We start from the raw sequence: 24,769 nt of genomic DNA on the forward strand, positions 1-24,769 counted from the left end.
CGAAGGTGACGGACGGTAGGCTACTCACTGCTCGTCGAGTCCCGCGCTGTCCTCCGGCAGCGGTCTGCGGCACCAACATCGGAGAACTCCCCAGTGGCCCACGTCCTTCAGAACGTCGTCTTCCCACTTGATCGCGACCCCGATCTGCTTCCGCTCTATGCCGATCCCGAGACCTGGTCCGTGATCGAGGATGAGCCCGTGCGCGTGTCCAACCGCGCGCATCTCGGGAACATCCTGGGCCGTCACCGCGCCCGCATCGTCGCCGGTCGGCGGGTGTCGCTCGGCACCTACTTCAATGCCTTCCCGGCGTCGTACTGGCAGCACTGGACGAGCGTGCGCGAGGTGCAGCTCACGGTGAGGACGACGGGACCTGCGACGATCCTCGTCTACCGCTCCAACGGGTCCGGCATCCGCCAGCGCGTCGCGACGCGCGAGGTCACCGGCGAGGCGTCGACCTCGTTCGATCTCCAGCTCACGCAGTACAGCGACGGCGGCTGGATCTGGTTCGACGTCGTCGCCGACGAGAAGCCCGCCGTGCTCGAGGGTGCGGAGTGGACCACGGAGCAGGATCCTGCCCGCACCGGAAAAGCCTCGCTCGGCATCACCACCTACAACAAACCCGATTACTGCGTCGAGACCCTGCGCGCCCTGGCCGCCTCCCCCGACGCGCTCGAGTTCGTCGATCGCATCTTCCTGGTCGACCAGGGTACGCAGTTGGTCGCCGATCAGGACGGATACACCGACGTCGCCGAGCAGCTCGGCGAGACGCTGCAGGTCATCCGACAGGACAACCTCGGCGGCTCCGGCGGCTTCGCCCGCGCGATGCACGAGACGCTGCAGCGCCCCGAGAGCGACTTCGTGCAGCTTCTCGACGACGACGTCCGCCTCGAGCCGGAATCGCTCCGTCGTTCGATCGTCTTCGGCCAGTACGCGACCACCCCGGTGCTGGTGGGCGGTCACATGTTCGATCTGCTCGACCGACCCAAGCTCCACGGCTGGGCCGAGGTCGTCGACGAGCACCCTTTCATGTGGCGCAATCTCTACCAGGAGAAGATGCCGCACGATTTCGGTGTGTCGAACCTGCGTCAGTCCGCTCTGCTGCACATGCGCATGGACGCCGACTACAACGGGTGGTGGATGTGCCTCATCCCCCTCGACGCGCTCCGCGAGGTCGGCCTGGCCCTTCCCGCGTTCATCAAGTGGGACGACGCCGAATTCTGCCTCCGCGCCGGCGAGGCCGGGTTCCCCACCGTCTCGATGCCGGGCGTCGCCCTCTGGCATGTCTCCTGGGTGAACAAGGACGACACGATCGACTGGCAGGCCTACTTCCACGCACGCAACCGGATCGTCGCGGGCCTGCTGCACTCCAACGCCCCGCGGGGTGGACGCCTGCTGACGCACAGCCGACGTGTCGACCTCAAACACCTCATGATGATGCAGTACTACCCCGTGGAGTTGCGCGCGCGGGCGCTGCGCGACGTCCTGTCCGGTCCGGATCACATGCGGCAGAATCTCGCGACTGCCATGCCGGCGGCGCGCGCCCTGGCCGCCGAGTACCCGGAGACAATCGTGCACCGCGATCCCTCACGAGTGCTGCACTCCCGGCGCGGCCGCCAGGTCTACAAGCGGTTGTCGAAGAACGACTTCGACAGCCCGAAGGGCATGCGGCTTCGCTGGTTCACGATCTCCACGCTCGCGAAGCACTGGCTTCACCGGCCCGACCCCGCCAATGTCGCCCAGCCCGAGGTCGAACTGGGCAAGGAGGACGCCCACTGGTGGCGCATCCCGTCCTTCGACAGCGCACTGGTCAGCGCCGCAGACGGATCGGGCAAGAACATCTACACGCGTGATCGTGCCAAGTACCGCCGGATGCTGCGCGAGAGCATTCAGCTGCACGCCGAACTGCGCCGTCGGTGGCCCGAGTTGCGGAAGCAGTATCGCGATGCGCTCCCGCGACTCGTCTCCCCTGCATCCTGGGAGCAGCTGTTCGAGGAGAAGGCATGACTGCGGCGCCCGGTGCCTTCGACCCGGCGACCGCGACGATCGTGATCGTCACGTTCAACCGTTCGCATCTGCTGGCGGGCCTCCTCACCAGCATCACCGCGATGAACCCGAAACCGGGCCACGTGGTGATCATCGACAATGCGTCGTCCGACGACACCACCGACGTGGTCGAGTCGTTCCGGGACGGCATCGGCACCGAGATCGTGTACCGACGCCTTGAGACCAACACCGGCGGCTCCGGCGGTTTCAGCGAGGGCATGCGGACGGCGTACGAACTCGGGTCCGAGTGGATCTGGATGATGGATGACGACGTCGAGGTCGTCACCGACGGTCTCGCCAAGATGGGCAAGTGGGCGTCGCGGTTCAAGAGCATCCAGGGCCGCCGCTTCGACTACGACGGCAGCGAGTTCTACTGGCAGTACCGCATCGCCGAGCGCATGGGGATCCCGATCCCCTTCGCGCCCTCCGGATTCGACGCCTCCGGCTTCAAAGAGATGAACAGCGGATGCTTCGAGGGGATGTTCATCCACCGTTCGATCGTGCAGCAGATCGGCCTGCCGGACCCGCGGTTCTTCATCTACTGGGATGACCAGATGTACGGCTGGCTCGCCTCCCGCCGGACGACCGCTGTCATCGTGGATGAATTCGTGCTGCGACGCACCCGCGAGATCAAGCAGTGGGACATGGGCATCCGCCACATGAACGCCTCGAGCAACGCCTACCGCTACTACATCATGCGCAACCGCGGCTTCATCAAGCAGTACTACCGCGTGCACGGCGTCTACAACCCGGTGCTCTTCGGTCTGGGTACCGCGGCGACCTTCGCGAAGGAACTCATCCGCCTCGTGTTCGTCGAGCGCACCGTCCGCGGCACCAGCAACCTCTTCCGCGGCCTCCGCGACGGAGGCAGGGCCGGACGGGATCGCGCCTGGCAGCCGATGGCCCCCTTGGACGCATGACGATGGACGAGCAGCAGCCGGAACTGCGATGGGCCCCGCTGGAGCCCGCGCCGAAGCGCACCGGTCGCGTCTGGCTCATCGTGGGCATCGCCGTCGCCGCGCTCGTCATCGTCGGCGTTCTGCTGTTCCTCCTGATCCCGCGCGGCGAATCACCTGATCCCGGAGCCAGCGCGTCGCCGAGCCCGTCGGCATCCGCCACGTCGACGACGACCCCGTCGCCGTCCGCCAGCCCCGAGCCGAGCGAGACGCCGATCACCACTCCGCCGCCCGCTGCGGACCCGACCGTGGAAGTCTTCCGCGGCAAGGTGAAAGGCTGGCTCGACACCGCACCGCGCGGGCTCGACATCATCGCGGGAGCCGTGGAGCAGGACGGTCTCCCCGTGCTCGACACCCTGCAGGACGACGCGCAGCGATTGTCGGATTCACAGCCGCCGTCGTCGATCCAGCAAGCGTGGAGCGACGGGATCTCCGCGTACTCGCAGCGTCTGACCGACCTACGCTCAGCCATCACGAGCGGCTCCGGCGTCTCCGGCGCCATCGACGCCGCACGGTCGGCGGCGCAGGATCTCCGCGGGCTCGTCGGACTCTGAGGTCGAAGAGTGCTGGATCCGGGTGACCGCTAGACGGCGTGGTCGGCGTTGTACCGGTCGAGCACCTCGGCGATCGGAGCATCGAGCACGAGGGCTCCCTTATCCAGATACAGGCCCCTCGTGCAGAACCGGCGGAGGTCGCGCTCGTTGTGGCTCACGAAGAACAGCGTGCGCCCCTCCGCGAGCAACTCGTCGATGCGCTTGTAGCACTTGTCCCGGAACGCCTTGTCACCCACGGCGAGAACCTCGTCGACGAGCAGAATCGGCTCGTCGAGCTGGGAGACGACGGAGAACGCCAAGCGCACCTTCATGCCGTTCGAGAGGTGCTTGTACGGGGTGTCCTCGAAGCCGGCCAGCTCGGCGAAGCCGATGATGCCGTCGTACCGGCGGGAGACCTCGTCCCGTGACATGCCGTGGAGCCCTGCGGTCAAACGGACGTTCTCGCGCACTGTGAGGTCGCCGACGAATCCGCCGGTGATCTCGATCAGCGGAGCCACGCCGCCATTCACGATGACTCGGCCCTCATCGGGCAGCAGGACCTTGGCCACCAGGCGGAGCAGCGTCGACTTCCCCTGGCCGTTGCGGCCGACGACGCCGATCGACTCCCCCGGCTGCACCGAGAACGAGACATCGCGCAGCGCCCAGAACTCGCCGGGGCGAGACCGGCGGGAGGCGCCGGCGAAGAGATCCTTGAAGGTGCGGCTCCCCCTCCGGTTTCGGCGGAAGTGGACGCCGAGGCCCTGCACTTCGATGGCTGAGGACATCAGAGCTCCTTCAGCACGGGTCGCTCGAGTTTCCGGAAGGTCCAGATTCCCAGGGCGAGGATCACGAGGCACATCACGACGCTGATCACGAGGGTGAAGAGATTCCACTGATCGGGGAAGAACGGCATGCGGTAGAGCATGAAGATCCCAGCGAGCGGATTGAACGCACCGAGCGTCTGAAAGAGCCCGGGAAGATCGGTGACGTTGTAGATGATCGGGGTCGCATAGAACATCGCCCGCAGGATGAGGGCGGTGGTGCGCTCCAGATCGACGTACATGACGCACAGCGGCGCGACCAGCAACCCCAGCCCGACGAGGAGAACGGTCTGCAGGAGCATCGCCACGGGCACCCAGAGCACGCCCCAGCCCACCTCGACGACGTACTTGGGGTCCGTCTCGACGAGCAGGTTCACGACGATGAACAGCACGAGCACGGGCAAGGAGAAGAGATACTCCATCCCCTTGCTCAGCACGATCCGGTTGACCCAGATCGAGCGCGGGATCGCGGTGGAGCGCACGAGACGCGCATCCTTCTTGAACGCGCGTGTGAAGTCCGACACGGACGCGTTGAACCACACCCAGGGCAGCAGCGCACTGATCAGGAAGATGATGTACGGCTCTTCGCCGACATCCCGATGGAAGATCTGCGTGAAGACGAACCAGTAGATCCCGCTCATGACGAGCGGGTCGAGAACCGACCACAGATAGCCGAGGAAGCTCGTCGAGTACCGGACCTTCAGGTCGCGGGCCGACAGCAGCCACAGCGAATGCAGATAGCGCCGGGGCGTCCCGGGCGCCCCGACAGCAGCGTGACTCACGATGTCGAGTCTAGGAGAGACTGTTGTTCCAGAGCGACAGCGCCGAGCCGATGGCCATGTGCATGTCGAGGTACTGGTACGTGCCGAGGCGTCCGCCGAAGTGCACGTCCTTCTCGCCCTTCGCGAGCTCCCGGTACGCGAGCAGGCCCTCGCGGTCGCTCGAGGTGTTCACCGGGTAGTACGGCTCATCCTCCCGTGTCGCGAAGCGCGAGAACTCGCGCATGATGACGGTCTTGTCAGACTCGTAGATGTCCTTGCGCTCCGGGTGGAAGTGCTTGAACTCGTGGATCCGCGTGTAGGGCACGTCCATGTCGGGGTAGTTCATGACGGTCGTGCCCTGAAAATCGCGCACGTTGAGCACTTCCTGCTCGAAGTCGAGCGTCCGCCAGCTGAGCGCACCCTCGGTGTAGTCGAAGTACCGGTCGACAGGCCCGGTGTACACGATCGGAACCTGACCGACGGTCGCGCTCTTGTTGAGTGGCTGCGACTCGTCGAAGAAGTCGACGTTCAGCTTCACCTCGATGTTCGGGTGATCCGCCATCCGCTCGATCCACGCGGTGTAGCCATCGGTCGGCAGACCCTCCCACGTATCGTTGAAGTAGCGGTTGTCGTAGGTGTACCGCACCGGCAGCCGGCTGATGATGTCGCCGGAGAGCTTCTGCGGGTCGGTCTGCCACTGCTTCGCCGTGTAATCGCGGAAGAAGGCCTCGAACAGCGGGCGCCCGACGAGGGCGATGCCCTTCTCCTCGAAGTTCGCGGCGGTCTTGGCGTCGAACTCTCCCGCCTGCTCCTTCACCAGCGCACGAGCCTGATCCGGCGTGTACGCGGCCTGGAAGAACTGGTTGATCGTGCCGAGGTTCACCGGCATCGGGAACACCGTGCCCTTGTGCGTCGTGTAGACGCGGTGGACGTAGTTCGTGAAGGTCGTGAAGCGGTTCACGTATTCCCACACGGTCGGGTTCGAGGTGTGGAACAGGTGCGCGCCGTAGCGGTGGACCTCGATCCCGGTCTCGGACTCCGCCTCGCTGTAGGCATTGCCGCCGATGTGGTGGCGGCGGTCGATGACGGTGACTTTGCGGCCCGCTTCTGCTGCGCGCTCCGCGATGGTGAGGCCGAAGAAACCCGACCCGACGACGAGAAGATCCATCAGGCCGCTGTCCCGACGACGATTCGCGGCGTGCCGGCCCAGCGGGCGGCATCTGTCGCCGCTCGCCCGTCCACGAGGAGCTTGACCCCGGGCAGCTGCGCCGGGCTCAGCTCTTTGTAGTCGACGTGATCGGTCTGCAGGACCGCGAGGTCCACCGCTCCGCCGATCGAATACGGCTCGAACCCGAGACCGCGGAGCTCCTCGTCGGTGTACAGCGGGTCGTGCACGACGACCTCAGCACCGCGGTCCTTGAGCGCCTTCACCGTCGGGAACACCCCGGAGAACGCCGTCTCCTTCACTCCCCCGCGGTACGCGGCCCCGAGCACGACGGCGCGCAGACCGCTCAGGTCGCCGAGGATCCCCTCCGCCTGTGCGACGAGACGCTCGGGCATCGAGGCGTTCAGCTGACGGGCGACGCGCACGATGTCGGCGTCGGGATCCGTGGACAGGTAGAGACGCGGGTACACCGGGATACAGTGGCCGCCGACGGCGATGCCGGGGCGGTGGATGTGGCTGTAGGGCTGCGAGTTGCAGGCCTCGATCACCTTGTACACATCGATGCCGTGCGAAGCGGCGAAAAGCCCGAACTGGTTAGCCAGGCCGATGTTCACATCGCGGTAGGTGGTCTCGGCGAGCTTCGCCATCTCGGACGCCTCGGTCGTTCCCAGATCCCACACGCCGTTCGGTCGCGGCAGATCGGGGCGCTCGTCGAACTGCAGCACGGCCTCGTAGAACTCGCGCGCACGGCGATTTCCCTCGTCAGACAGCGCGCCGATCAGCTTGGGGTACTTGCGGAGATCGGCGAAGACACGTCCGGTGAGCACGCGCTCGGGCGAGTAGGCGAGGAAGAAGTCGGTGCCCTCGACGAGGCCGGAGCCCTCTTCGAGCATCGGCTTCCAGCGGTCGCGCGTCGTTCCGACGGGCAGTGTGGTCTCGTACGACACCAGGGTGCCGGGGGTCAGGTGCTCCGCGAGAGACTTCGTCGCGGCATCCATGTACTTGAAGTCCGGCTCCCACGTCTCATCGTTCACGAATACGGGCGCTACCAGCACGACGGCATCCGCACCGGGGATGGCGTCGGCATAGTCCGTGGTCGCGCGCAGACGACCGGAGGGGATGAGCTCTTCGAGACGCTGCTGCAACTCGGCCTCGCCCGGGAAGGGCTCCTGGGCTGCGTTGATGGTGTCGACAGCCTTCTTGTTGACATCGACGCCGATCACGTCATGACCTGAGGAGGCGAACTGGACGGCGAGAGGGAGCCCGATCTTTCCGAGGGCCACGACGGCGATACGCATGAGATCCAGTCTATGGGGCTTCGGCTGGGTCGACGCCGAGCAGGTCGGCCAGAGCCGGGTCGAGAGCGGGAGCGAGATAGGAGACGAAGGTCGAGGTCATGTGGTTGACGTCCCGGTACACGAACATGTCGTCGATGATCACTGGACACGTCGCCGCCGTGCAGATGAACTCTGTGAGATCGACATAGGCGGCACCGGTCTGCTCGGCGACATCCTGCTCCACCGCTGCGAGGTCGTCATCGATGGCCCACTCCCGGTCCTCGTCGCATCGTGCGGTATCCATGACGTCCGTCGAGACGCACGTGTCGGGCTGCGACCGCAGACGCGGAGAATCCGCGATGAGCAGAATCTTGCTCCCGGCGTCGCGGAGCTTCTGCACCGTCGACCGGAGGCCGTCGCGCCACAGCGGCAGGCGCTGCGAACCGTCCGGACTGTCCGCGAGCACGTAGTGAGCGTAGTTCGAGATCACGACGAGGTCAGGCGGGTCGGCGAGGAGATGGGCGACGACCCGATCGCGCCATCGGTCGCATGACGAGTAGGGCACGCTCTTCACGAGCACTGTCACCGCAGCCGCCGAACACGACGACTTCGTGTAGGTGCGAAGAGACGTCCCCGGGTTGTCGATCGCGAACTCGTTCAGGGCGGGGAACCACTGCGCAGAGTGCGAGTCCCCGAACAGAGCGATCCGGCGGTCGCCCGTCGCGTCCGCGTACTCGCAGTCCTGCACTGTCTCGTTCTTGACGTCGAGCTGGCATCCGTCGGTGAACAGCGGAGCGAGATCGTCTTCCACGTCCTGGAGCGCGGGAGTCATGTTCTGCGGCACGAAGGCGGTCCCCTTCGGCGGCGACGTCGGGAAGTCCGGCGAGGCCGCGACCGTGCCACCGCTTCCGGTGAGCCGATCCGCCGACCAGTTCACCGCTGCACCGATGCCGATCGCGAGCACGACGGTCACGCCGAGCGCCGGCAGCAGCGTGAACCGCGGTCGCCGCTCGACGAGCATCCGCGGAGCGCGGAAGGGCATCTCGACGAACCGGAAGAGCAGCCACGCGAGAGGCACCGCGATCACGATCCCGAGCAGGACTCTGACCCACAGACGCAGCGGGTCCTGCTCCCCCGCCGACGCCTGGGTGATGACGAGCAGCGGCCAGTGGACCAGGTAGAGCGAGTACGAGATCAGGCCGACGAACTGCAAGGGCCGCAGCGAGAGGGTCGCAGTCGGACCGGCGGATGCGGCGGAGGCCCCAGCGTAGATCACCAACCCCGTCCCGAGCGTGGGGAGCATCGCTGCGACGCCGGGGAAGGCCGTCGAATCGTCGAACAGCAGCGCGCTTCCCAGGATCATGAGCAGTCCCAGCCAACCCGCGACTGCGGCTGCCCGTCCGGGCAACCGCGAGCCACGTAGCAGAAGCACTCCGACGACCGCGCCGACCAACAGCTCCCACGCACGCGTCGGCAGCAGGAAGAATGCGCTCGGCTGGTCGATCGGTGTGAGAACCACGCCCGCGGTCAGACTGGCGAGCGCGATCACGATCACGCCGACCAGCAGGAGGCGGGGTCGCTTTCGCGTCGCGAGGAAGAGCAGCAGGAGGATGACGGGCCAGAGGAGATAGAACTGCTCCTCGACCCCGAGCGACCAGTAGTGCTGGAACGGCGACGGGGACTGATCGGCGAGATAGTCGGTGTCCTGGATCGCGAACCAGAAGTTGGGGACGTACAGGATCGTAGCGAGTCCGTCCCGCAGCACCCTCTCGAGCGCGAGCGGCGGGTAGAACACGATGGCCGCGACCACGGTCAGTATGGCGACGGCCAGCGATGCCGGAAGAATACGGCGGATCCGGCGGGAATAGAAGTCGGCGAATCGGATGCGCCCGTCGCGCTCGAGCGACTGCAGGAGGTGCGTCGAGATGAGGAACCCGGAGATCACGAAGAAGACGTCGACGCCGACGTATCCGCCCGTGACGAAAGGGACACCGGCGTGGTACAGCAGGACGAGGCCGACCGCGATCGCTCGAAGGCCCTGGATGTCCGCGCGGAACCCGCGGCCGGCGGCGGCGGTGGATGAGGCGGGTGCCGACGTCACGCGACGCCAGGGTCGCCGGCCGCTCGCAGCAGCTCGGCGACCACACGGTCCGCAGCATGACCGTCGCCGTACGGCGCTTCGGCCGTGTCGGTCGGTCGGGGACGCGTCACTCCGGCGGCGATCTCCTCGGCGGTGTTCGCCAGGACGTTCCAGCCGAGCGAGACGGTCTCGACCCACTCCGTCTCCGTCCGAACTGTCGTGCACGGGACGCGCAAGAGGAAGGCCTCCTTCTGCAGGCCGCCGGAATCCGTCACGATGCCGGCGCTGGAAAGCGCGGCGGCGATCAGCTCGGCATAGGCGAGCGACTGGTGCGCGATCAGGGACCCCTGAGTGAGGGTGATCCCGTGCGCGGCAGCCTTCGCCACGACACGGGGGTGCGCGAGAAGAACGACAGGCTTGTCAAGTCCACCGAGCGCCGATGCGACTTCGGCCAGGCGGGTGGGATCGTCGGTGTTCTCCGCACGGTGGATCGTCGCGACGTAGTAGCCGCCGGGCTGCAGGCCGAGCTCCTCCAGGAGAGGCGAGGGCCGGGAGCCGACCTCGTCGCGGACCTCGAACAGCACGTCCGTCATGACGTCGCCGACCAGCACGGTGCGCGCGGCGAGTCCTTCGTCTGCGAGGTGCTCGACCGCGACCTGTGTCGGCGCGAGGAGCAGGTCGGCGGCATGGTCGGTCATGACTCGGTTGTGCTCTTCCGGCATCCGCCTGTTGAAGCTGCGAAGCCCCGCCTCGAGGTGCGCCACGGGGATGTGCATCTTGACCGCGCTCAGCGCGGCGGCCACCGTCGAGTTCGTGTCGCCGTAGACCAGCACCCAGTCGGGGCGGTGCTCGTCGAAAACGGCGTCGAGCGCCGCGAGCATCGCGCCGGTCTGCACACCGTGCGAGCCGCTGCCCACGCCGAGGTGGACGTCCGGGGCCCCGATGCCGAGCTCGTCGAAGAACACGTCCGAGAGCATCGGGTCATAGTGCTGACCGGTATGGACGATGACGTGCTCGACGCCGGCGGCGAGCGCGGCCTTGTGGATGGGGGCGAGCTTGACGAACTGAGGGCGAGCGCCCACGACGCTGACGATCTTCACGGAAGACGATTCTACGCGGCATGTCCCCGGGTATCCGGTTGGTACCGTAGGTCGGTGCGCATCCTCTTCATCACTCCCTGGTATCCGACTGTCTCTCAGCCGGTCGCGGGCGTGTTCGTCGAGCGGGATGCACGGCTGATGAGCGCCGACCACGAGGTCGAGGTCGCCCATCTCGTCGACCCGGCCCTGCTGGGCGACGAGGACGCCGGAGCCGACGCGCGATCCGATCTCCGCGTGCACCGGATTCCGATGGGACGCATTGATCCTCTCGCGCCGCTCCGCGCCTGGCGGAAGCTCCGACCGCTCATCGAGGGCGCGGACCTCGTGCACTCGCATGCGTTCCAGGCGTTGCTCCCCTTCGCCTGGCGTCCGGTCCGCCGGCCGTGGGTGCATTCCGAGCACTGGTCCGGCGTCGCCCATCCGGAGTCGTTCACGGCTCAGCACCGACTCGTCTTCGCTCTGACGTCTCGCCTGCTGCGCCGCCCCGACATGGTCACCGCCGTGAGCACCTACCTTCTCGACCGGGTGCGCGACCACCGCGACGGTCCCACGATGATCGTCCCGTCCGTGGTGCCTGCGGTGCAGCCGACCCCCGTGCAGCACTCGGCCGACGCGCTGCGACTCGTCACGGTCGCGAACCTCGTCGAAGGCAAGGATCCGATGCTCGCGGTGGACACGGTGGACGAGTTGCGGCGACGCGGCGTCCCGGCGAGTCTCCGCTGGGCCGGAGACGGGCCGCTGCGCGCAACCGTCCAGGAACGCATCGATGACCGGGGATCCGCCGTCACTCTGCTCGGCGCACTCGATCGCGCCGGAGTTGCGGCTGAACTCGACGCCGGGGAGATCTTCCTGCTGCCCACCAGGAGCGAGACGCTGTGTCTGAGCGCCATCGAGGCGATCTCGCACGGACGGCCTGTGGTGATCGGCGCCCGAGGCGGTCAGCGCGACTACATCACGGCCGACAACGGTGTCCTCGTCACCGACCGGACTCCGCAGGCGTACGCCGACGCCGTGCTCGGCGTCGCCGCGGAGTTCAGCCGCCACGACCCCGAGGGGGTCGCCGCGACCGTGCGCGGTCGGTTCACTCCGGACCGCGTGAGGGAGCTCTACCAGAGCGCCTACACCGCGGCGATCGCACACGCGGAGCGACCATGACGATGGCGCCGCGCGAACGCCTGAGCGACTGGGTCGCTCGGCACCCCGCCAGCCTTCCGGGACGCCTCGTCGCCCTGCGACACGGACTCCCCCGTCCCTCGGATCGGCGAGAGGTCGCCACGCCACCCGACACCGAGGTCCGCGTGCTGATCGGTCCGGCGAACCACGCCGGTCAGGCGACCCGATGGGCGCGCGCCCTCGAGGATGCCGTCGAGGGCCTCGGCGCCCGGTCCTTCGCGGTCGAGACGCGCTTCGGCTTCCCCGCGGATGCCGTCGTCGTCGACCGTGTGTTCCAGAATTCCGCGAGATGGCAACGGAGTCAGATGCGGGCGGCACGGGGGTTCACCCACCTACTCGTGGAATCGGTACGCCCGCCGTTCGGGAGACTCGCGCGACGGGATCTGCGCAAGCAGCTCGCGCTGCTGCCCGCTGACGTGCGAGTCGCGTTCGTGTGCCACGGCACGGACGTCCGGTCGAACCGTCGTCCATCCGACACGCTCACCCCGACGGAACGACAGACCGACCGCATCGCCGCGCGCCACCGCGCCCTTCTCGCCGAGCTGGACCGTCCGACCTTCGTGACGACTCCGGACCTGCTCGACGACATGCCGGATGCCGTGTGGCTGCCCGTGGTCGTCGATGTCGGGCGGTGGGAGGTCGGCGAGCGTCCGGCCGCGGCACGTCTGCGGGTCGTGCACGCCCCCAGCAGGTCGGCCGTGAAAGGGACGGCGCTGATCGAACCGATCGCGAGGGCCCTGCATGAGGAGGGCGTGATCGATTACCGCCCCCTGTCCGGCGTGCCGCACGCCGACATGCCCGGAGTGCTGCGCGACGCCGATGTCGTGCTGGACCAGTTCGTGCTCGGCAGCTACGGTGTCGCCGCATGCGAGGCGATGGCGGCCGGAGCAGTCGTCGTCGGCCACGTCACCCCGTCGGTCCGCGAACGCGTGCACGCGGCGACCGGACGCACGCTGCCCCTCGTCGAGTCGACGCCCGAGACGCTCGACGCCGTGCTCCGCGGGCTCGCCGACGACGTCGAGGAGCGGGAGCGTCTCGCCGCCGCGGGACGCATGTTCGTGCACGAGGTGCACGACGGCCGTGTCAGCGCGGAGATCCTCTCCCGGAACTGGATCGACGCCACCCCCAGACGGAAGAACGAGTGACATGACCCGACTCCTGATCATCTCCTTCTCGGATCTGCGCTCCGACGCACGACTGCAGCGACAGATCGCCGCCTTCTCCGACACCTACGACGTGATCACCGCAGGATGGGGTGCACACCCTGAGGGCGCGGTCGAGCACATCGCGCTCCCGCTCCCCCCGGCCGGCGCGGCACGGGCTCGCCGGATGCGCGTCGAGTCGGTCCTGTTCCGGCTCCGCGCCTACGGCCTGGCCCATCGCACGTCTCCTCTGCAGCGCGCGGCGCGTCGTGCGCTCCGCGGTGTCGACGCCGACGTCGTCCTGGCGAACGACATCGACGCAGCGCCGCTGGCATACGACATCGTCAGCCCGGACAGGGTTCACGTCGACCTCCACGAGTTCTTCCCCGGCCTCCACGACGACAATCCGAAGTGGGCTGCCCACCGCGGTCCGTACAACGGATGGCTGGTCCGCAGGTTCGCGGCTCCCGCGGCATCGTCCACGACGGTCGCCGCAGAGATCGCCGAGCGCTATCGGGCGTACGACCTCGACCCGCAGGTCGTCACCAACGCCTCGCACCTGGAGAACCGCGCGGTCCAGCCGGTCGGCGCGCCCATCCGCCTCGTGCACACCGGGGCCGCTCTGGCCGGCCGTCACCTGGAGACGATGATCGAGGGCGTTGCCCTGAGCCGTGCCGACGTGAAGCTCACCCTTCACCTGATGCCCAACGACCAGGCCTACATCGAGCGCCTCCGAGCGCGAGCCGCGGAACTGCCGAATGTCCGCGTGCTCGATGCCGTACCGCACGACGAGCTCATCGAGACGCTCGCGCAGCATGACATCGGCATCCACATCCTCCCGGCGACATCGACGAACCATCGCCTCGCCCTGCCGAACAAGTTCTTCGACTTCGTTCAGGCCCGCCTCGGAGTGATCGTCGGACCGACGGCCGCTATGGCGAGCATGACCGAGCGGCACGGATTCGGTGCAGTGACCGGAGGGTTCACCGCACGCGATGTGGCCGACGTCCTCGACGACCTCTCGCACGAGCAGGTCGCGGGGTGGAAGCGCGCGGCGGACGCCGTAGCCGCCGAGATGTCCGCCGAGCACCAGGTCGGGACCTGGGTGAAGGCGGTCGACCGGCTGCGCGACCGCTAAGCGGGTGCGAGCGCGGCGATCCGGGGACCGAGCTGACCTGCGCGGGAGTATCGGCTGCCCCACTCCTGCGCAGCGGCGCGTTCCTCCGCCGTCTGCGCGGCCGCCATCCGAGCTGCCGCGGCGAAGGCGTCCGCCACGGCCTCGACGGTCAGAGCGGCACAGGGCACCCATGCCGGAGACCCTCTCATGACGTCGGTCGCCGCGTTGCCCGGATCGTGCACGGACACGACCGGGATACCTGTGGCAGCATACTCGAACACCTTGCCGCTCGTGACATAGCGACCGGTGCCGAGCGCCAGGACGAGTGCGTCGAAATCACGGTAGACGCGCGCGATGTCCGCTTTCCCTACCGGACCGTCGTAGCGCACGCCGTCGTCGGCGGCGGTGCCGATCGCGACCGCGGCCGCGGTGTCGGCAGCTCCGAAGTGCCCGAGGTAGCCGCGCAGCACCAGACGGGAACCGGCCATCGTCGGCTCCTGCTGACGAGCCTGCTGCCAGCCCCCGATCATGATGTCGACCGGAACCTTCGTGCTGACGGTGCCGATGTAGCCGAACACGAGCCCCGTCGAGCGGGCGTCGCGGACCGGAACCTGGAGCGGCTCGCGGTACTCGTCGAACCCGTTGGCGACGACCTTCATGCGCGTCGTGCTCTCCGGATGCTCTCGCGCGTGCCATTCGAGGATGGCGTCGTTGACGAACCAGATCTCGGCCGCGGATCGCATCAGACGCCGCTCCCATCGGCGCACACCCGGGGTGGCGGTGATCAACCGCCGCCCCGAGAACACGTCCAGCTGCCAGGCGTCACGGTAGTCCATGACGTAGGGTACGCCGAATCGCCGATTCAGATGCCAGCCCGGGATGAAGTCGACGTGCGGATTGGCTGTTCCGATCGCCAGATCGACAGGGTGCTCGCGATGCACGCTCTCCGCCATCGCCTCGAGACCGGGGCGCCAGCGACCGTAGTTCGGCTCGGGAAAGCGGAGGAAGTCCTTCCGCAGGTCGAACAGCTTGAAGAGCTCCGGAAAACGAGCCCGCCCGTATGGCCAGGTCGCGATGTCGTTCTGGAACGCGGGGACGTTCGGGTCCTCCCTGATGATCCGGACTCCCGGGGCGACCTGCTTCGCGAGATCCTCATCGGCGCCCGTCGACATGCGGAAGACGTCCTCGGTGACGGTGAGCACCGTCACATCCCAGCCCGCGGCCGCGAAAGCGTTCACCGTAGCCACCGCACGATAGACGCCGCCGGCCCGGCTGGGAGGGAAGCTCCACGCCGTGTACAGCAGGTGCGGGCGCGTCATGAGCTCTCCTTGTTCTTCGCCGTCAGCACCTCTCGGGCGGCCGCGGAACCGTAGACGATCCGCGCGGGCCGTTGCGATGCTCGTCCGGCCTTCCAGGCGGCGAAGACCGCGTCTTCATCGGCGGCCACGATCAGCTCTGCCGCAGACAGAGCGCGCTGCGCCGCAGCATCCGCTCGCACGCGCCGTGCGAACTGGGTCCCCGCGTCCGCGCCGAGCAGCCGTAGCGGGATGCGTGCGACGAATCCGCCGCCCAGAACGCGACGAACGGCCGACGTCCAACGCGCCGGAGCCTGGACGCGGATGTCCGCTTCATCCCAACCGATCACGGTCGCCGCCGCATCGGCTCGCAGCGATTCCGTGTCCTGCGTCGCCCGAGGCGCCAGGATCACCACTCTCATCCGCCCGACCTTCCCGACGATGCGCCCTGCCGCGACGACCGCAGGCGATAGGCCGCAGACACTTGCCGCATGACCGCTCTTCCCGCCGCGAGCGAACGCAGCGGTGCATGACGGTGCAGGAGGAGCCACGGCGCCCGGGGCACGATACTGCCGGCTCTGGATGCACCGCGGCCGTTCGCCGCTGCGGCGGCCACCATCGAGCGTCGCCGGATCGCGTCCAGATCGGCATCGAGCTCGCGTGGAAGCAGCCGCGTCGCAGCCGGCGCGGCCGATGTCAGCTTGTCCAGCACCGCAGCCGCCGCGTCGACGTCTGCGGCGTCAAGGCTCCCGGCGTCGACCCGGTTGCGCACCGCCGGTATGACGTGAACCCGGATGACCTTCGCCACGGACGCCCGACGCAGTGGCGCGGGGAGCGTGGAGACAAGCCGGAGGAACCCGTCGAGGAACGCGAAGTCATCGATCAGACGACCGAATGCATGGGTGACGCGATCGTCCTGGTCCGCGTGCTCCCGGTAGGCGGGAGTTCGGGCATCGAAGACCACGCGGCCGCTCGTCCACAGGCGCAGACCGTATTCCTGGTCGACGCCCCGCGGCAGATCCGCCGTGTAACGCAGGTGCGAGGTCGTCGCGCGGCGCTGCAGCCCCAGCGCCGCCGTCCTCTCGAAGAGCCGATCGCGATCCGCATCGAGCACCTGGATGCGGCGACGCGACCGGATGCGGGGTGTGGGCACCGCGAACCCGCCATCTCGCACCACAGGAGCGATGACGGCATCCGCGCGATGCTGCTCGGCTAAGGCCACCCACGCGTCCAGAGCGCCCGCCTCGAGAGTGTCGTCCGATCCGATGATGGTGACATACACACCGGTGGCGGCGTCGAGCCCGTGGTTGAAGGCGTTGGCCGGAGAACGGACGCCGTCTGCCAGCGCCAGCACGCGGACGCGCGGATCCTTCGCGAGGGCACCGAGCCGCTCGACGATCGCGTGCGGTTCCACGTTGTGGGCGACTACCGTCAGGCGAAGATCGGCCTTGGTCGCGAGCACGGAGGCCGCTGCCCTCTCGACCGGACGACGGTCGTTGTGCACCGCGATGACCACGTCGACCAACGGAGAGTCAGAAGACACTCTCGTCCTTTCGTCCGTCCGGATCGATCAGCCCCGCGAGCGCCGCCTGGAGCGCGAACTCCGGTTCGGCGGCGACGACCTCGCTGAAGGTACCCGCCGCCGCGACCTCGCCGTCGCGCATGAAGAAGATGATGTCGGCGTTGCGAATGGTGGAGAGCCTGTGTGCCACGGTGATCGTCGTGACCGAGCCTCTGAGCTCCTCGATCGCGCTGGTGACGGCGGCCTCGGTCGCCGTGTCCAGTGCACTCGTCGCCTCGTCCATGACGAGCACGAGCGGATCGGTGTAGAGCGCTCGGGCGATACCGAGCCGCTGACGCTGTCCCCCGGAGAGTGCGAGGCCGCGCTCTCCGATGCGTCCGTCCACGCCGCCCTCACGCGATTCGATGAGAGGCAGGATCTGCGCCCGCGACAGCGCCTCCCGCACGCGCCCACGATCGAAGTCCGTCCGCCAGCTGAGCGCCACGTTCTGCGCCACGGTGGCGTCGAAGAGGGACACATCCTGCGGGACGAAGGAGATCTGCGCCCGCCAGGCGTTCAACACCTCGCTCAGTGGCACATCGTCGACGGAGATGGTGCCGTGCGTGGGCTCCACCAGACCCAGGAGCAGATCGATCATGGTCGATTTCCCGGCTCCGGATGCTCCGACGAAAGCCACCTGTGACCCGAAGGGGATCTCGATGTCCACACCTCGAACCGCATCCGCGGCGTCCGGCGAATAACGGAAGCCGACGTCCTTCAGCCGGAGCGCTGTGGGTTCCTCGGGCAGGCGCGCGACGTCGCCGATGTTCGCGATCTCCATGTAGCGGTCCGAACGCTGCACCTCTTCCAGGACGGCCTTCGCGTGCGGTGCACTGATGTTCAGCTGCTGGAGAACGCCCTGGAAGCGCACCAGCGACGGTGCGAGACGGAATCCCGCGAGACCGAACAGAGCGATCGAGGCCATCGCCCCATCGACAGATCCCTCGGTGAGGTACCCGGTGGCGCCGACGATCACGATTCCGCCGATCAGGGCGACGTCGAGGACATACCTCGGGATCTGTCCCAGGAACTGCGAATTCGATCGTGCTCGCGTCGCGTGCGACCGGTTCTCCCGCACGACGCCGGCGACCTCTGCTGCGCTGCCACGCAACGTGACCTCTTTCAGCGCACCGATCATCTCGGTGATGAGCCGCGACGACCGCAACGAGTACCGCAGCGCCACGAGGCCGGCCTCTTTCGACCGGCGCGAGATCTGGAACTGCAGGAGGAGCGCGATCGCTCCCAGATAGACCAGGGTGACGAGACCCACGAATGGCTGAGCGATCGCCAGGACGAGGATCAGGGAGAAGAAGCTGAAGAACTCCCCGATGAGAGACGCTCCGGGGAGCAGGAACCCGGAGATCGTCGTGCTCACACTCGAATCGCTGATGCGAACGAGGTCGGATGAGTTCCTCCGCAGCCTCTCCACCCAGGGGGCGCGGATGTACCCGTCGAAGACGCGGACCCCGAGCTCCAACTCGTAGGAGGCGAAGCGTCGAGTGGCGAACCACTGGAGCGTGAGAGCGAAGACGCCCTTCAAGACGATGAGGACGCACACGAGACCCAGCGGTATCAGCACCAGGGGGCCCTCGATCGTCCCGAAGACCGGCAATGTGACCGGTGTACGGCTGATCAGCGGCGAGATCACGACGGCGAGCATTCCGAGGGCGAGACCATCCATCAGCGCGAGCACACCCATCACCGATGCGTAGAACGTCAGGAAGCGAGCCGCGCTTCGCGGCAGAACACCCAGCACGCGCTTGTAGAGCGCCCAGTTCGCCTTCATCGTCCGGTTCCTTCGGTGCCGATCGACGCGAGGAACGCTCTTCCCTCGGACTCCGCGTTCAGTTCTGCGGCTGCCTTCGCGGCGTTGGCCTTCATCCGGGTGAGCTGGTCGACGTCGATGGCGACAAGAGTGTCACGCAGCGACTCCCATGTGAACTCGGGCACGACGACGCCGTGTCCGTACTCTCGCACGATCGGAGCCATGGTCGGAGTCTCCCCCACGACGAGCGCGAGTCGACCCTGTGCGGCTTCGAAGAACTTGTTCGGCATGGCGTATTGGATGTTGTAGGTCCCGTTCGGACGGTAGAAGACGATCTCGAGGTCGTACTGGTTGATGCGCTCGGCGATCTCTCGCATCGGCGCAGGAGGAACGATGTGGATCCGGTCCTTCGCCGGATGGGACGCGATCTCGGCGCGAAGCTTGGCATGCACCGCAGGGTTCTCCGTGAGCATGAAGGTCATCGAGAATCGGTCGGGGAGCTCGCGCAGCGCGGCGAGGATCTCGGTGAAGCCGCGGGCCCAGCTCGGCAAGCCATGGAAGAGCATCTTGAAATCGGCCGGATCGACCGGGCGGGGCTCGAGTCCGGGCACGAACGGGGGCGCGTTACGCACCTCGTCAGGGACCCGGATGCCGAACTCCTCCGCGTAGAGACGACCTATCGGTGTGTTGACGACGGAACGGCTCGTGAACCCCGAGGACCCGAGATGCCGCCGAACCCAGCGATAGTGCGGCCCGGTGACTCGCCCGCCGAAGTTGCGACGTCGCACGTCCGGGTCGCGGTACTCGTGGAGATCGAGGTGGCGTCCGCCGCGCCGGGCGGCGGGCGTGAAATCGCGCGGATCTTCCACCCACGGGGCGAACTCGTATTCGTTGAACACGACCAGATCGTAGGCGCCTGCCCGGACGCGGTCACGGAGCGGGCGCGGAATCCTGTTGGTGACGAGCAGGCGGAAGCGCGATCGCGCCGGCATAAGGAAATGCGTCACAAGGGTGCCGACACGGCCCGCCGTCCATCGTACGGGCGCCGAGAGCGCGAAATGGTCGCGCACCTGCGCCGAGGGATGCCCGCCGAGACCGAGCGTATCCACCGTCCAGCCATCGCCCGCGAGCCAGTCGATCTCGCGTCGCACCCGCGGGTCCGAGGCGATGCTCGAGTAGGACAGCACGAGAGCGGTGCGGCCGTTCCGCGACATGAGCGCATCGGAATTCATGACTTCACCGGCTCCACGACGCGCTGACAGGTCACAGGGTGACCGAATTGCCGACCAGAGCCGATTCCAGTGCAGCCTCGACGACGACGAGAGTCCGCTGGCCCTGTTCCATGGTGACGACGTCTGTTTCCTGCCCGAGCACAGCATCGCGGAAGGCCTCATGCTCGACGCGCAGCGGCTCGCGCTTGGCGAACGCGTAGCGCGTGACGTCTCCCTCGGAGACCCCGCGGAACGACGACACGGATTCCCACTCCAGGGGGATCGTGCCGTTTGCATAGAACGTGAGGTCGCCGGTGGAGGTGTCGGCGACGAACGCGCCCTTCTCCCCCGTGACGACGGTGACCCTCTCTTTCATCGGGCTGAGCCAGTTCACGATGTTGTTCACGATGACGCCGGACTCCGTGCGTCCTGTGATGGTGATCATGTCCTCGTGCTCCCGGCCGCTCTTGAATGCGGTCTGCGCGAACACGCGCTCGTAATCGCTCTGCACGACCCAGGCGGTGAGGTCGACGTCGTGCGACGCCAGATCCTTCGCGACGCCGACGTCGGCGATGCGCGACGGGAAGGGTCCCTGACGACGTGTCACGACCTGGTACACAGCGCCGAGCTCGTCGGCCTCGATCCGGCGGCGCAGCTCCTGCACCGCGGGGTTGAAGCGTTCGATATGCCCGACCGCGCCCACGAGCCCTGCCGCGGCGAAGGCGTCGACCATGCGCTGGCCCGCTTCGACGGTGTGCGCGATGGGCTTCTCGACGAGGGTATGCACGCCCGCGGCCGCGAGCTTCAGCGCCGCATCCTCATGGAACCGCGTCGGCACCGCGACGACGGCGATGTCGATGCCCGCGCCGATCAGGGCATCGATGTCGGGAAGGATCCGCAAGTCACCGGCGACACCGTGCGGGTCTCCACCGGGATCGGCGATCGCGACGAGGTCGACGCCGGAGATCTCTCGCAGCACCCGTGCGTGATGGCGTCCCATCATCCCGACGCCGAGGAGCCCGGCCCGCAACGTCATCAGGCGCCTGCCTTGGCGACGGCGTTGACGGCAGCGACGATGCGCTCGAGGTCGTCCTGGCTGAGTGAGGGATGCACCGGCAGCGAGGCGACCTCGCGAGCGGCCCGCTCGGTCTCCGGGAGATCGAGGCCCGGCGCGAAGTGAGTCAGCGAAGGGAGACGGTGGTTCGGAATCGGGTAGTACACGCCGGCGCCGACGTTGTACTCGTTCTTCAGGGCTGCGACGAAGCCGTCGCGATCCTCGGGGACGCGGACCGTGTACTGGTGATAGACGTGGACCGCTCCATCGGCGACCGGAGGCACGATGACACCCTCGAGGTTCGCGTCGAGGAACGCGGCGTTCGACTGCCGCGTCTTCGTCCAGGCGTCGACCTTCGTGAGCTGAACGCGGCCGATGGCGGCGTGGATATCGGTCATCCGGGCGTTGAAGCCGATGACCTCGTTCTCGTACTGACGCTCCATGCCCTGGTTGCGGAGCAGCTTGACCTGGCGCGCGATCTCGTCCGTCGCGGTCGTGACCATGCCGCCCTCGCCGCTGGTCATGTTCTTGGTCGGGTAGAGGCTGAACATGGCGAAGTCGCCGAAGGATCCCACCGGACGTCCGTCCAGCGCGGCTCCATGAGCCTGCGCGGCATCCTCGTACAGGGCGACGCCGTGCTCGGAGGCGATGGCCTCCAGCTCACGCATGCGCGCCGGGTGCCCGTACAGGTGGACGGGCAGGATGCCCTTGGTCCGGGGAGTGATCGCCGCGGCGACGGCCTCGGGGTCGAGCGTGAAGGTGTCCGGCTCGATGTCGACGAATACCGGCGTTCCGCCGGTCAACGCGACGGAGTTGCCGGTCGCCGCGAAGGTGAACGACGGCACGATGACCTCGTCGCCGGCGCCGACGCCGGCTGCGAGAAGCCCGAGGTGGAGGCCTGCGGTTCCGGAGTTCACGGCGACGGAGGGGCGTCCGGGAACGAAGTGCTCCGAGAACTCCTTCTCGAATGCGGCGACCTCGGGGCCTTGGGCGACCATGCCGCTGCGCAGAACCCGGTCGACTGCTTCACGCTCTTCGTCGCCGATGATCGGCTTGGCGGGGGGAATGAACTCGCTCACACGGTCTCCTTGCTCAGTGTTCCATCAGTCTCGATAAATCGTGCACCCGTCGAGGGGCACACCCAGGTCCTGTCATCTCCGTCGGCGACGAGCGGCACACCCGACTCGCCGACCCATCCGATCCGGCGCGCGGGGACACCGGCGACGAGCGCGTACGCCGGAACGTCCTTGACGACCACGGCACCGGCGGCGACGGTGGCCCACTCGCCGATCGTGACCGGCGCCACACAGGTGGCACGCGCGCCGATGGCAGCTCCACGCTCGATGGTCACACCGACGGGCTCCCAGTCATGAGCGCTCTTGATCGAGCCGTCGGCATTGATCGCGCGCGGATACGTGTCGTTGGTCAGCACGACGGCGGGTCCGATGAACACGCCGTCGCCCAGCTTCGCCGGCTCATAGACCAGCGCGTAGTTCTGAACCTTGCAGTTGTCACCCATGATCACTCCGGTACCGATGTAGGCACCACGACCGACGATGCAGTTCTCGCCGAGCTGCGCACTCTCGCGCACCTGCGCGAGATGCCAGATGGAGGAGCCGGCGCCGATGATCGCATCGGGGGAAACGTCGGCGGAATCGACGATCCGCACGCTGGTGGGCTGGGTCACAGAGCTCTCCTCCTGTCGACATCGCTCATGCGATGACTCGACGGTGTGCAATTCTATCGTTCAGTGGCTGGATGCCCGTCCAGCCCCCCGCCGCGCGCCGCGCCGCGATGCCACCGTCGCGAGCACCGCGTCTGCGGCGCGAGCTGCCACTGACCGGGCCGATACGTTCCGATGCGCCCAGTCCACGAGGTGCGGATCCGGGCGGCCGTCGGTCTCGGCGAGAACCCCTGCGATCGCTGCGGCATAAGCCTCGGCATCGAACTCGGCGGAGGCGCCCAGCTGCTCCTCGACGATCGTCGTGCGCAGCGGTTCCGGGCCGCAGTACGCGACCGGCGTTCCGACGGCCAGAGCCGCGTACAGCTTCGTGGGCACAGCGAAGTCGTACCCCTTCCCCGGCTGGAGGGTCGCGAGCGCCACCCGCGCGGACCGGATCCACGCCGCGGCCTGCTCGGGCGGCATCGGCGGGAGGAACGTCACCCTGTCGGCGATGCCTTGTGCCACCGCCGACGCTTCGAGGGCATCGCGATCGGACCCCTGTCCGATGAAGACCGCCTTCACCGACGGAACCGAGCGCAGGAGGATCGCGAGCGCGTCCACCGCCACGCGCGCACCGTGCCATTCGCTCATGGTGCCGGCATAGACGATGTCGGGGGCATCGTCGATACGCGGGCCGTCCGGAGCGAAGAGGTCGGTATCGACGCCGTGCCCGACCGGGCTCATCCTCGCCCCGGGTGCCATCGTCCGGATCCGTGAGATGACTCCGTCGGACACGACGAGATCGGTTGCCGCGCCGAGCAGAGCGAAACGTTCGAGACGTCGGACCACGCCGATCACCCAGCCGGCGGCCCCCGTCATCTGCGCCGCATCGGACCAGATGTCCGCCGCGTAGTAGACGTATGGGCGACGGATCAGCCAGGTGGCGACCCGCGCGACGGTGCCGGTCGTGGGAGGCGGCTCGACGACGTAGACGTCGGCTCGTCGTCCGAAGATCATGCGGAAGAAGAGGGGGATGTCGAAGCTCATGTACTGGAGGTAGCCGCGCACGTACCCTGCTCGATCTCTCAGCACCGGCCAGCGTGCGACGGTCTCGGCTGTCCCCGCGTCGTGCCGGATACCGCGGGGCGGCCGGCTCGTGAGGACGCGGACGTCCTGTTCTCTCCGCACCAGCTCGTCCGCCAGGGCCTGCAGACGCAAGGAGGCGGCGGACGGCTCGGGCGCGTAGATCCGGGAGATGATCGTGACCCGATTCGCGCGTCTTTTCGTCGGCATCCTGCCCCTGCAGCTCGATTGACCGGCGTCCGAACCGACACCTGACACAATAGAACCATGTCCTCGAGCGTCCCTGCGCCTTCCTCGCCCGACCAGAGCGCCTGGGTCGTCATCCCCCTCTACAACGAGGCGAGTGTCATCGGCGGCGTCGTGGAGAGCCTGAAGCCGTACTTCGCACACATCGTGTGCGTCGACGACGGCTCCTCCGACCGCTCCGCCCGTGAAGCGATGGATGCCGGTGCGCATCTGGTGCAGCATCCGGTCAACCTCGGTCAGGGCGCAGCTCTGCAGACCGGATTCGCATTCGCGCTTTCGCACCCCAAATGCGAGTACATCGTCACGTTCGACGCCGACGGTCAGCACCGCCTGGAAGACGCGATCGGGATGCTGGAGCTCGCTCGTCGCGATGATGTGGCGATCGTGTTCGGATCGCGGTTCCTCGACGATCGTACGAACCCCGGGTGGATCAAGAAGGTCATCCTGAAGACAGCGGTCTGGGTGACCAACCTCACCACCAGTCTCAAGCTCACCGACGCGCACAACGGCCTGCGCGTGATCCGGCGCGACGCCGCCGAAGCGATCGACCTCCGCCAGGATCGGATGGCGCACGCGACCGAGATCGTGCTCGAGCTCGGCCGCACCCGCCTCCCCTGGAAGGAGTACCCGGTGGAACTCCTGTACACGGACTATTCGAAGGCGAAGGGCCAGAGCGTGCTCAACTCCGTCAACATCCTCGTCGACCTGGTGGTGAGGTAACCC

The 24,769-nt window shown here is 67.5% G+C and carries 22 protein-coding genes; 7 read left to right on the forward strand and 15 right to left on the reverse strand.

Annotated features, from left to right (window positions below):
* Window positions 1-93: 93 nt before the first annotated feature.
* From QFZ21_RS04670 to QFZ21_RS04680, 3 genes are read left to right on the forward strand one after another with little or no spacing between them, the layout of a single operon-like run.
* Entirely contained in the window at window positions 94-2,004 is a 1,911-nt protein-coding gene (locus tag QFZ21_RS04670; protein ID WP_307374900.1) for a glycosyltransferase, read from the forward strand.
* On the forward strand, window positions 2,001-2,963 hold the full coding sequence (locus tag QFZ21_RS04675) for a glycosyltransferase (RefSeq protein WP_307374902.1): 963 nt from the start codon (window positions 2,001-2,003) through the stop codon (window positions 2,961-2,963). Before QFZ21_RS04670 ends, QFZ21_RS04675 begins: the two co-directional genes overlap by 4 nt.
* Window positions 2,960-3,553 carry a hypothetical protein gene (locus QFZ21_RS04680; protein WP_307374904.1) on the forward strand — a complete coding sequence of 198 codons (594 nt, stop codon included), beginning with the start codon at window positions 2,960-2,962 and terminating at the stop codon, window positions 3,551-3,553. The genes QFZ21_RS04675 and QFZ21_RS04680 overlap by 4 nt, the downstream gene beginning before the upstream one ends.
* A gap of 29 nt (window positions 3,554-3,582) precedes the next feature.
* Here QFZ21_RS04680 and QFZ21_RS04685 read toward each other — a convergent pair whose 3' ends face one another.
* From QFZ21_RS04685 to wecB, 6 genes are read right to left on the reverse strand one after another with little or no spacing between them, the layout of a single operon-like run.
* The gene (locus QFZ21_RS04685) at window positions 3,583-4,317 is read right to left on the reverse strand and encodes an ABC transporter ATP-binding protein (RefSeq protein ID WP_307374905.1); all 735 of its coding nucleotides are present in this window, start codon (window positions 4,315-4,317) and stop codon (window positions 3,583-3,585) included.
* Complete coding sequence (locus QFZ21_RS04690; RefSeq protein ID WP_307374907.1) at window positions 4,317-5,135, reverse strand: ABC transporter permease; 819 nt, start codon at window positions 5,133-5,135, stop codon at window positions 4,317-4,319. Before QFZ21_RS04690 ends, QFZ21_RS04685 begins: the two co-directional genes overlap by 1 nt.
* A 10-nt stretch (window positions 5,136-5,145) precedes the next feature.
* On the reverse strand, window positions 5,146-6,282 hold the full coding sequence (gene glf / locus QFZ21_RS04695; protein WP_307374909.1) for a UDP-galactopyranose mutase: 1,137 nt from the start codon (window positions 6,280-6,282) through the stop codon (window positions 5,146-5,148).
* A complete protein-coding gene (locus tag QFZ21_RS04700; RefSeq protein ID WP_307374911.1) occupies window positions 6,282-7,577 on the reverse strand; it encodes a nucleotide sugar dehydrogenase in 1,296 nt (431 codons plus the stop codon). Before QFZ21_RS04700 ends, glf begins: the two co-directional genes overlap by 1 nt.
* Before the next feature lie 10 nt (window positions 7,578-7,587).
* Window positions 7,588-9,657: an acyltransferase family protein gene (locus QFZ21_RS04705; RefSeq protein WP_307374913.1), complete on the reverse strand. Its 2,070-nt coding sequence runs from the start codon at window positions 9,655-9,657 to the stop codon at window positions 7,588-7,590.
* Window positions 9,654-10,736: a non-hydrolyzing UDP-N-acetylglucosamine 2-epimerase gene (gene wecB / locus QFZ21_RS04710; protein WP_307374915.1), complete on the reverse strand. Its 1,083-nt coding sequence runs from the start codon at window positions 10,734-10,736 to the stop codon at window positions 9,654-9,656. The genes QFZ21_RS04705 and wecB overlap by 4 nt, the downstream gene beginning before the upstream one ends.
* Before the next feature lie 54 nt (window positions 10,737-10,790).
* Between wecB and QFZ21_RS04715 the strand changes: the two genes are divergently transcribed.
* From QFZ21_RS04715 to QFZ21_RS04725, 3 genes are read left to right on the forward strand one after another with little or no spacing between them, the layout of a single operon-like run.
* Window positions 10,791-11,891, forward strand: a complete 1,101-nt coding sequence (locus tag QFZ21_RS04715; RefSeq protein ID WP_307374917.1) for a glycosyltransferase — start codon at window positions 10,791-10,793, stop codon at window positions 11,889-11,891.
* Window positions 11,888-13,054, forward strand: a complete 1,167-nt coding sequence (locus tag QFZ21_RS04720) for a glycosyltransferase (RefSeq protein WP_307374919.1) — start codon at window positions 11,888-11,890, stop codon at window positions 13,052-13,054. The genes QFZ21_RS04715 and QFZ21_RS04720 overlap by 4 nt, the downstream gene beginning before the upstream one ends.
* Window position 13,055: 1 nt before the next feature.
* Window positions 13,056-14,189 carry a glycosyltransferase family 1 protein gene (locus tag QFZ21_RS04725; protein ID WP_307374921.1) on the forward strand — a complete coding sequence of 378 codons (1,134 nt, stop codon included), beginning with the start codon at window positions 13,056-13,058 and terminating at the stop codon, window positions 14,187-14,189.
* On the opposite strand, the gene QFZ21_RS04730 is transcribed toward QFZ21_RS04725, so the two are convergent.
* From QFZ21_RS04730 to QFZ21_RS04770, 9 genes are read right to left on the reverse strand one after another with little or no spacing between them, the layout of a single operon-like run.
* Entirely contained in the window at window positions 14,186-15,487 is a 1,302-nt protein-coding gene (locus QFZ21_RS04730) for a glycosyltransferase (RefSeq protein ID WP_307374923.1), read from the reverse strand. The genes QFZ21_RS04725 and QFZ21_RS04730 overlap by 4 nt on opposite strands.
* The gene (locus tag QFZ21_RS04735; RefSeq protein WP_307374925.1) at window positions 15,484-15,885 is read right to left on the reverse strand and encodes a hypothetical protein; all 402 of its coding nucleotides are present in this window, start codon (window positions 15,883-15,885) and stop codon (window positions 15,484-15,486) included. Before QFZ21_RS04735 ends, QFZ21_RS04730 begins: the two co-directional genes overlap by 4 nt.
* Window positions 15,882-17,006 (reverse strand): glycosyltransferase family 2 protein, encoded by a 1,125-nt coding sequence (locus QFZ21_RS04740; protein WP_307374927.1) that lies wholly within the window; start codon window positions 17,004-17,006, stop codon window positions 15,882-15,884. Before QFZ21_RS04740 ends, QFZ21_RS04735 begins: the two co-directional genes overlap by 4 nt.
* Window positions 16,996-18,810 (reverse strand): ABC transporter ATP-binding protein, encoded by a 1,815-nt coding sequence (locus tag QFZ21_RS04745; protein ID WP_307374930.1) that lies wholly within the window; start codon window positions 18,808-18,810, stop codon window positions 16,996-16,998. The genes QFZ21_RS04740 and QFZ21_RS04745 overlap by 11 nt, the downstream gene beginning before the upstream one ends.
* Window positions 18,807-20,021, reverse strand: coding sequence for a hypothetical protein (locus QFZ21_RS04750; RefSeq protein ID WP_307374932.1), 1,215 nt, complete (start codon window positions 20,019-20,021; stop codon window positions 18,807-18,809). The genes QFZ21_RS04745 and QFZ21_RS04750 overlap by 4 nt, the downstream gene beginning before the upstream one ends.
* A gap of 31 nt (window positions 20,022-20,052) precedes the next feature.
* The gene (locus tag QFZ21_RS04755; protein ID WP_307381211.1) at window positions 20,053-21,039 is read right to left on the reverse strand and encodes a Gfo/Idh/MocA family protein; all 987 of its coding nucleotides are present in this window, start codon (window positions 21,037-21,039) and stop codon (window positions 20,053-20,055) included.
* Entirely contained in the window at window positions 21,036-22,133 is a 1,098-nt protein-coding gene (locus QFZ21_RS04760; RefSeq protein WP_307374934.1) for a DegT/DnrJ/EryC1/StrS aminotransferase family protein, read from the reverse strand. Before QFZ21_RS04760 ends, QFZ21_RS04755 begins: the two co-directional genes overlap by 4 nt.
* Window positions 22,130-22,741, reverse strand: coding sequence for an acyltransferase (locus tag QFZ21_RS04765; protein WP_307374936.1), 612 nt, complete (start codon window positions 22,739-22,741; stop codon window positions 22,130-22,132). The genes QFZ21_RS04760 and QFZ21_RS04765 overlap by 4 nt, the downstream gene beginning before the upstream one ends.
* 60 nt (window positions 22,742-22,801) lie before the next feature.
* Window positions 22,802-24,010, reverse strand: coding sequence for a glycosyltransferase family 4 protein (locus tag QFZ21_RS04770; protein ID WP_307374938.1), 1,209 nt, complete (start codon window positions 24,008-24,010; stop codon window positions 22,802-22,804).
* A 57-nt stretch (window positions 24,011-24,067) separates the two neighbouring features.
* Between QFZ21_RS04770 and QFZ21_RS04775 the strand changes: the two genes are divergently transcribed.
* A complete protein-coding gene (locus QFZ21_RS04775; RefSeq protein ID WP_307374940.1) occupies window positions 24,068-24,766 on the forward strand; it encodes a glycosyltransferase family 2 protein in 699 nt (232 codons plus the stop codon).
* Window positions 24,767-24,769 lie beyond the last annotated feature (3 nt).

This window comes from Microbacterium sp. W4I20 (assembly GCF_030816505.1).
GTDB lineage: Bacteria > Actinomycetota > Actinomycetes > Actinomycetales > Microbacteriaceae > Microbacterium.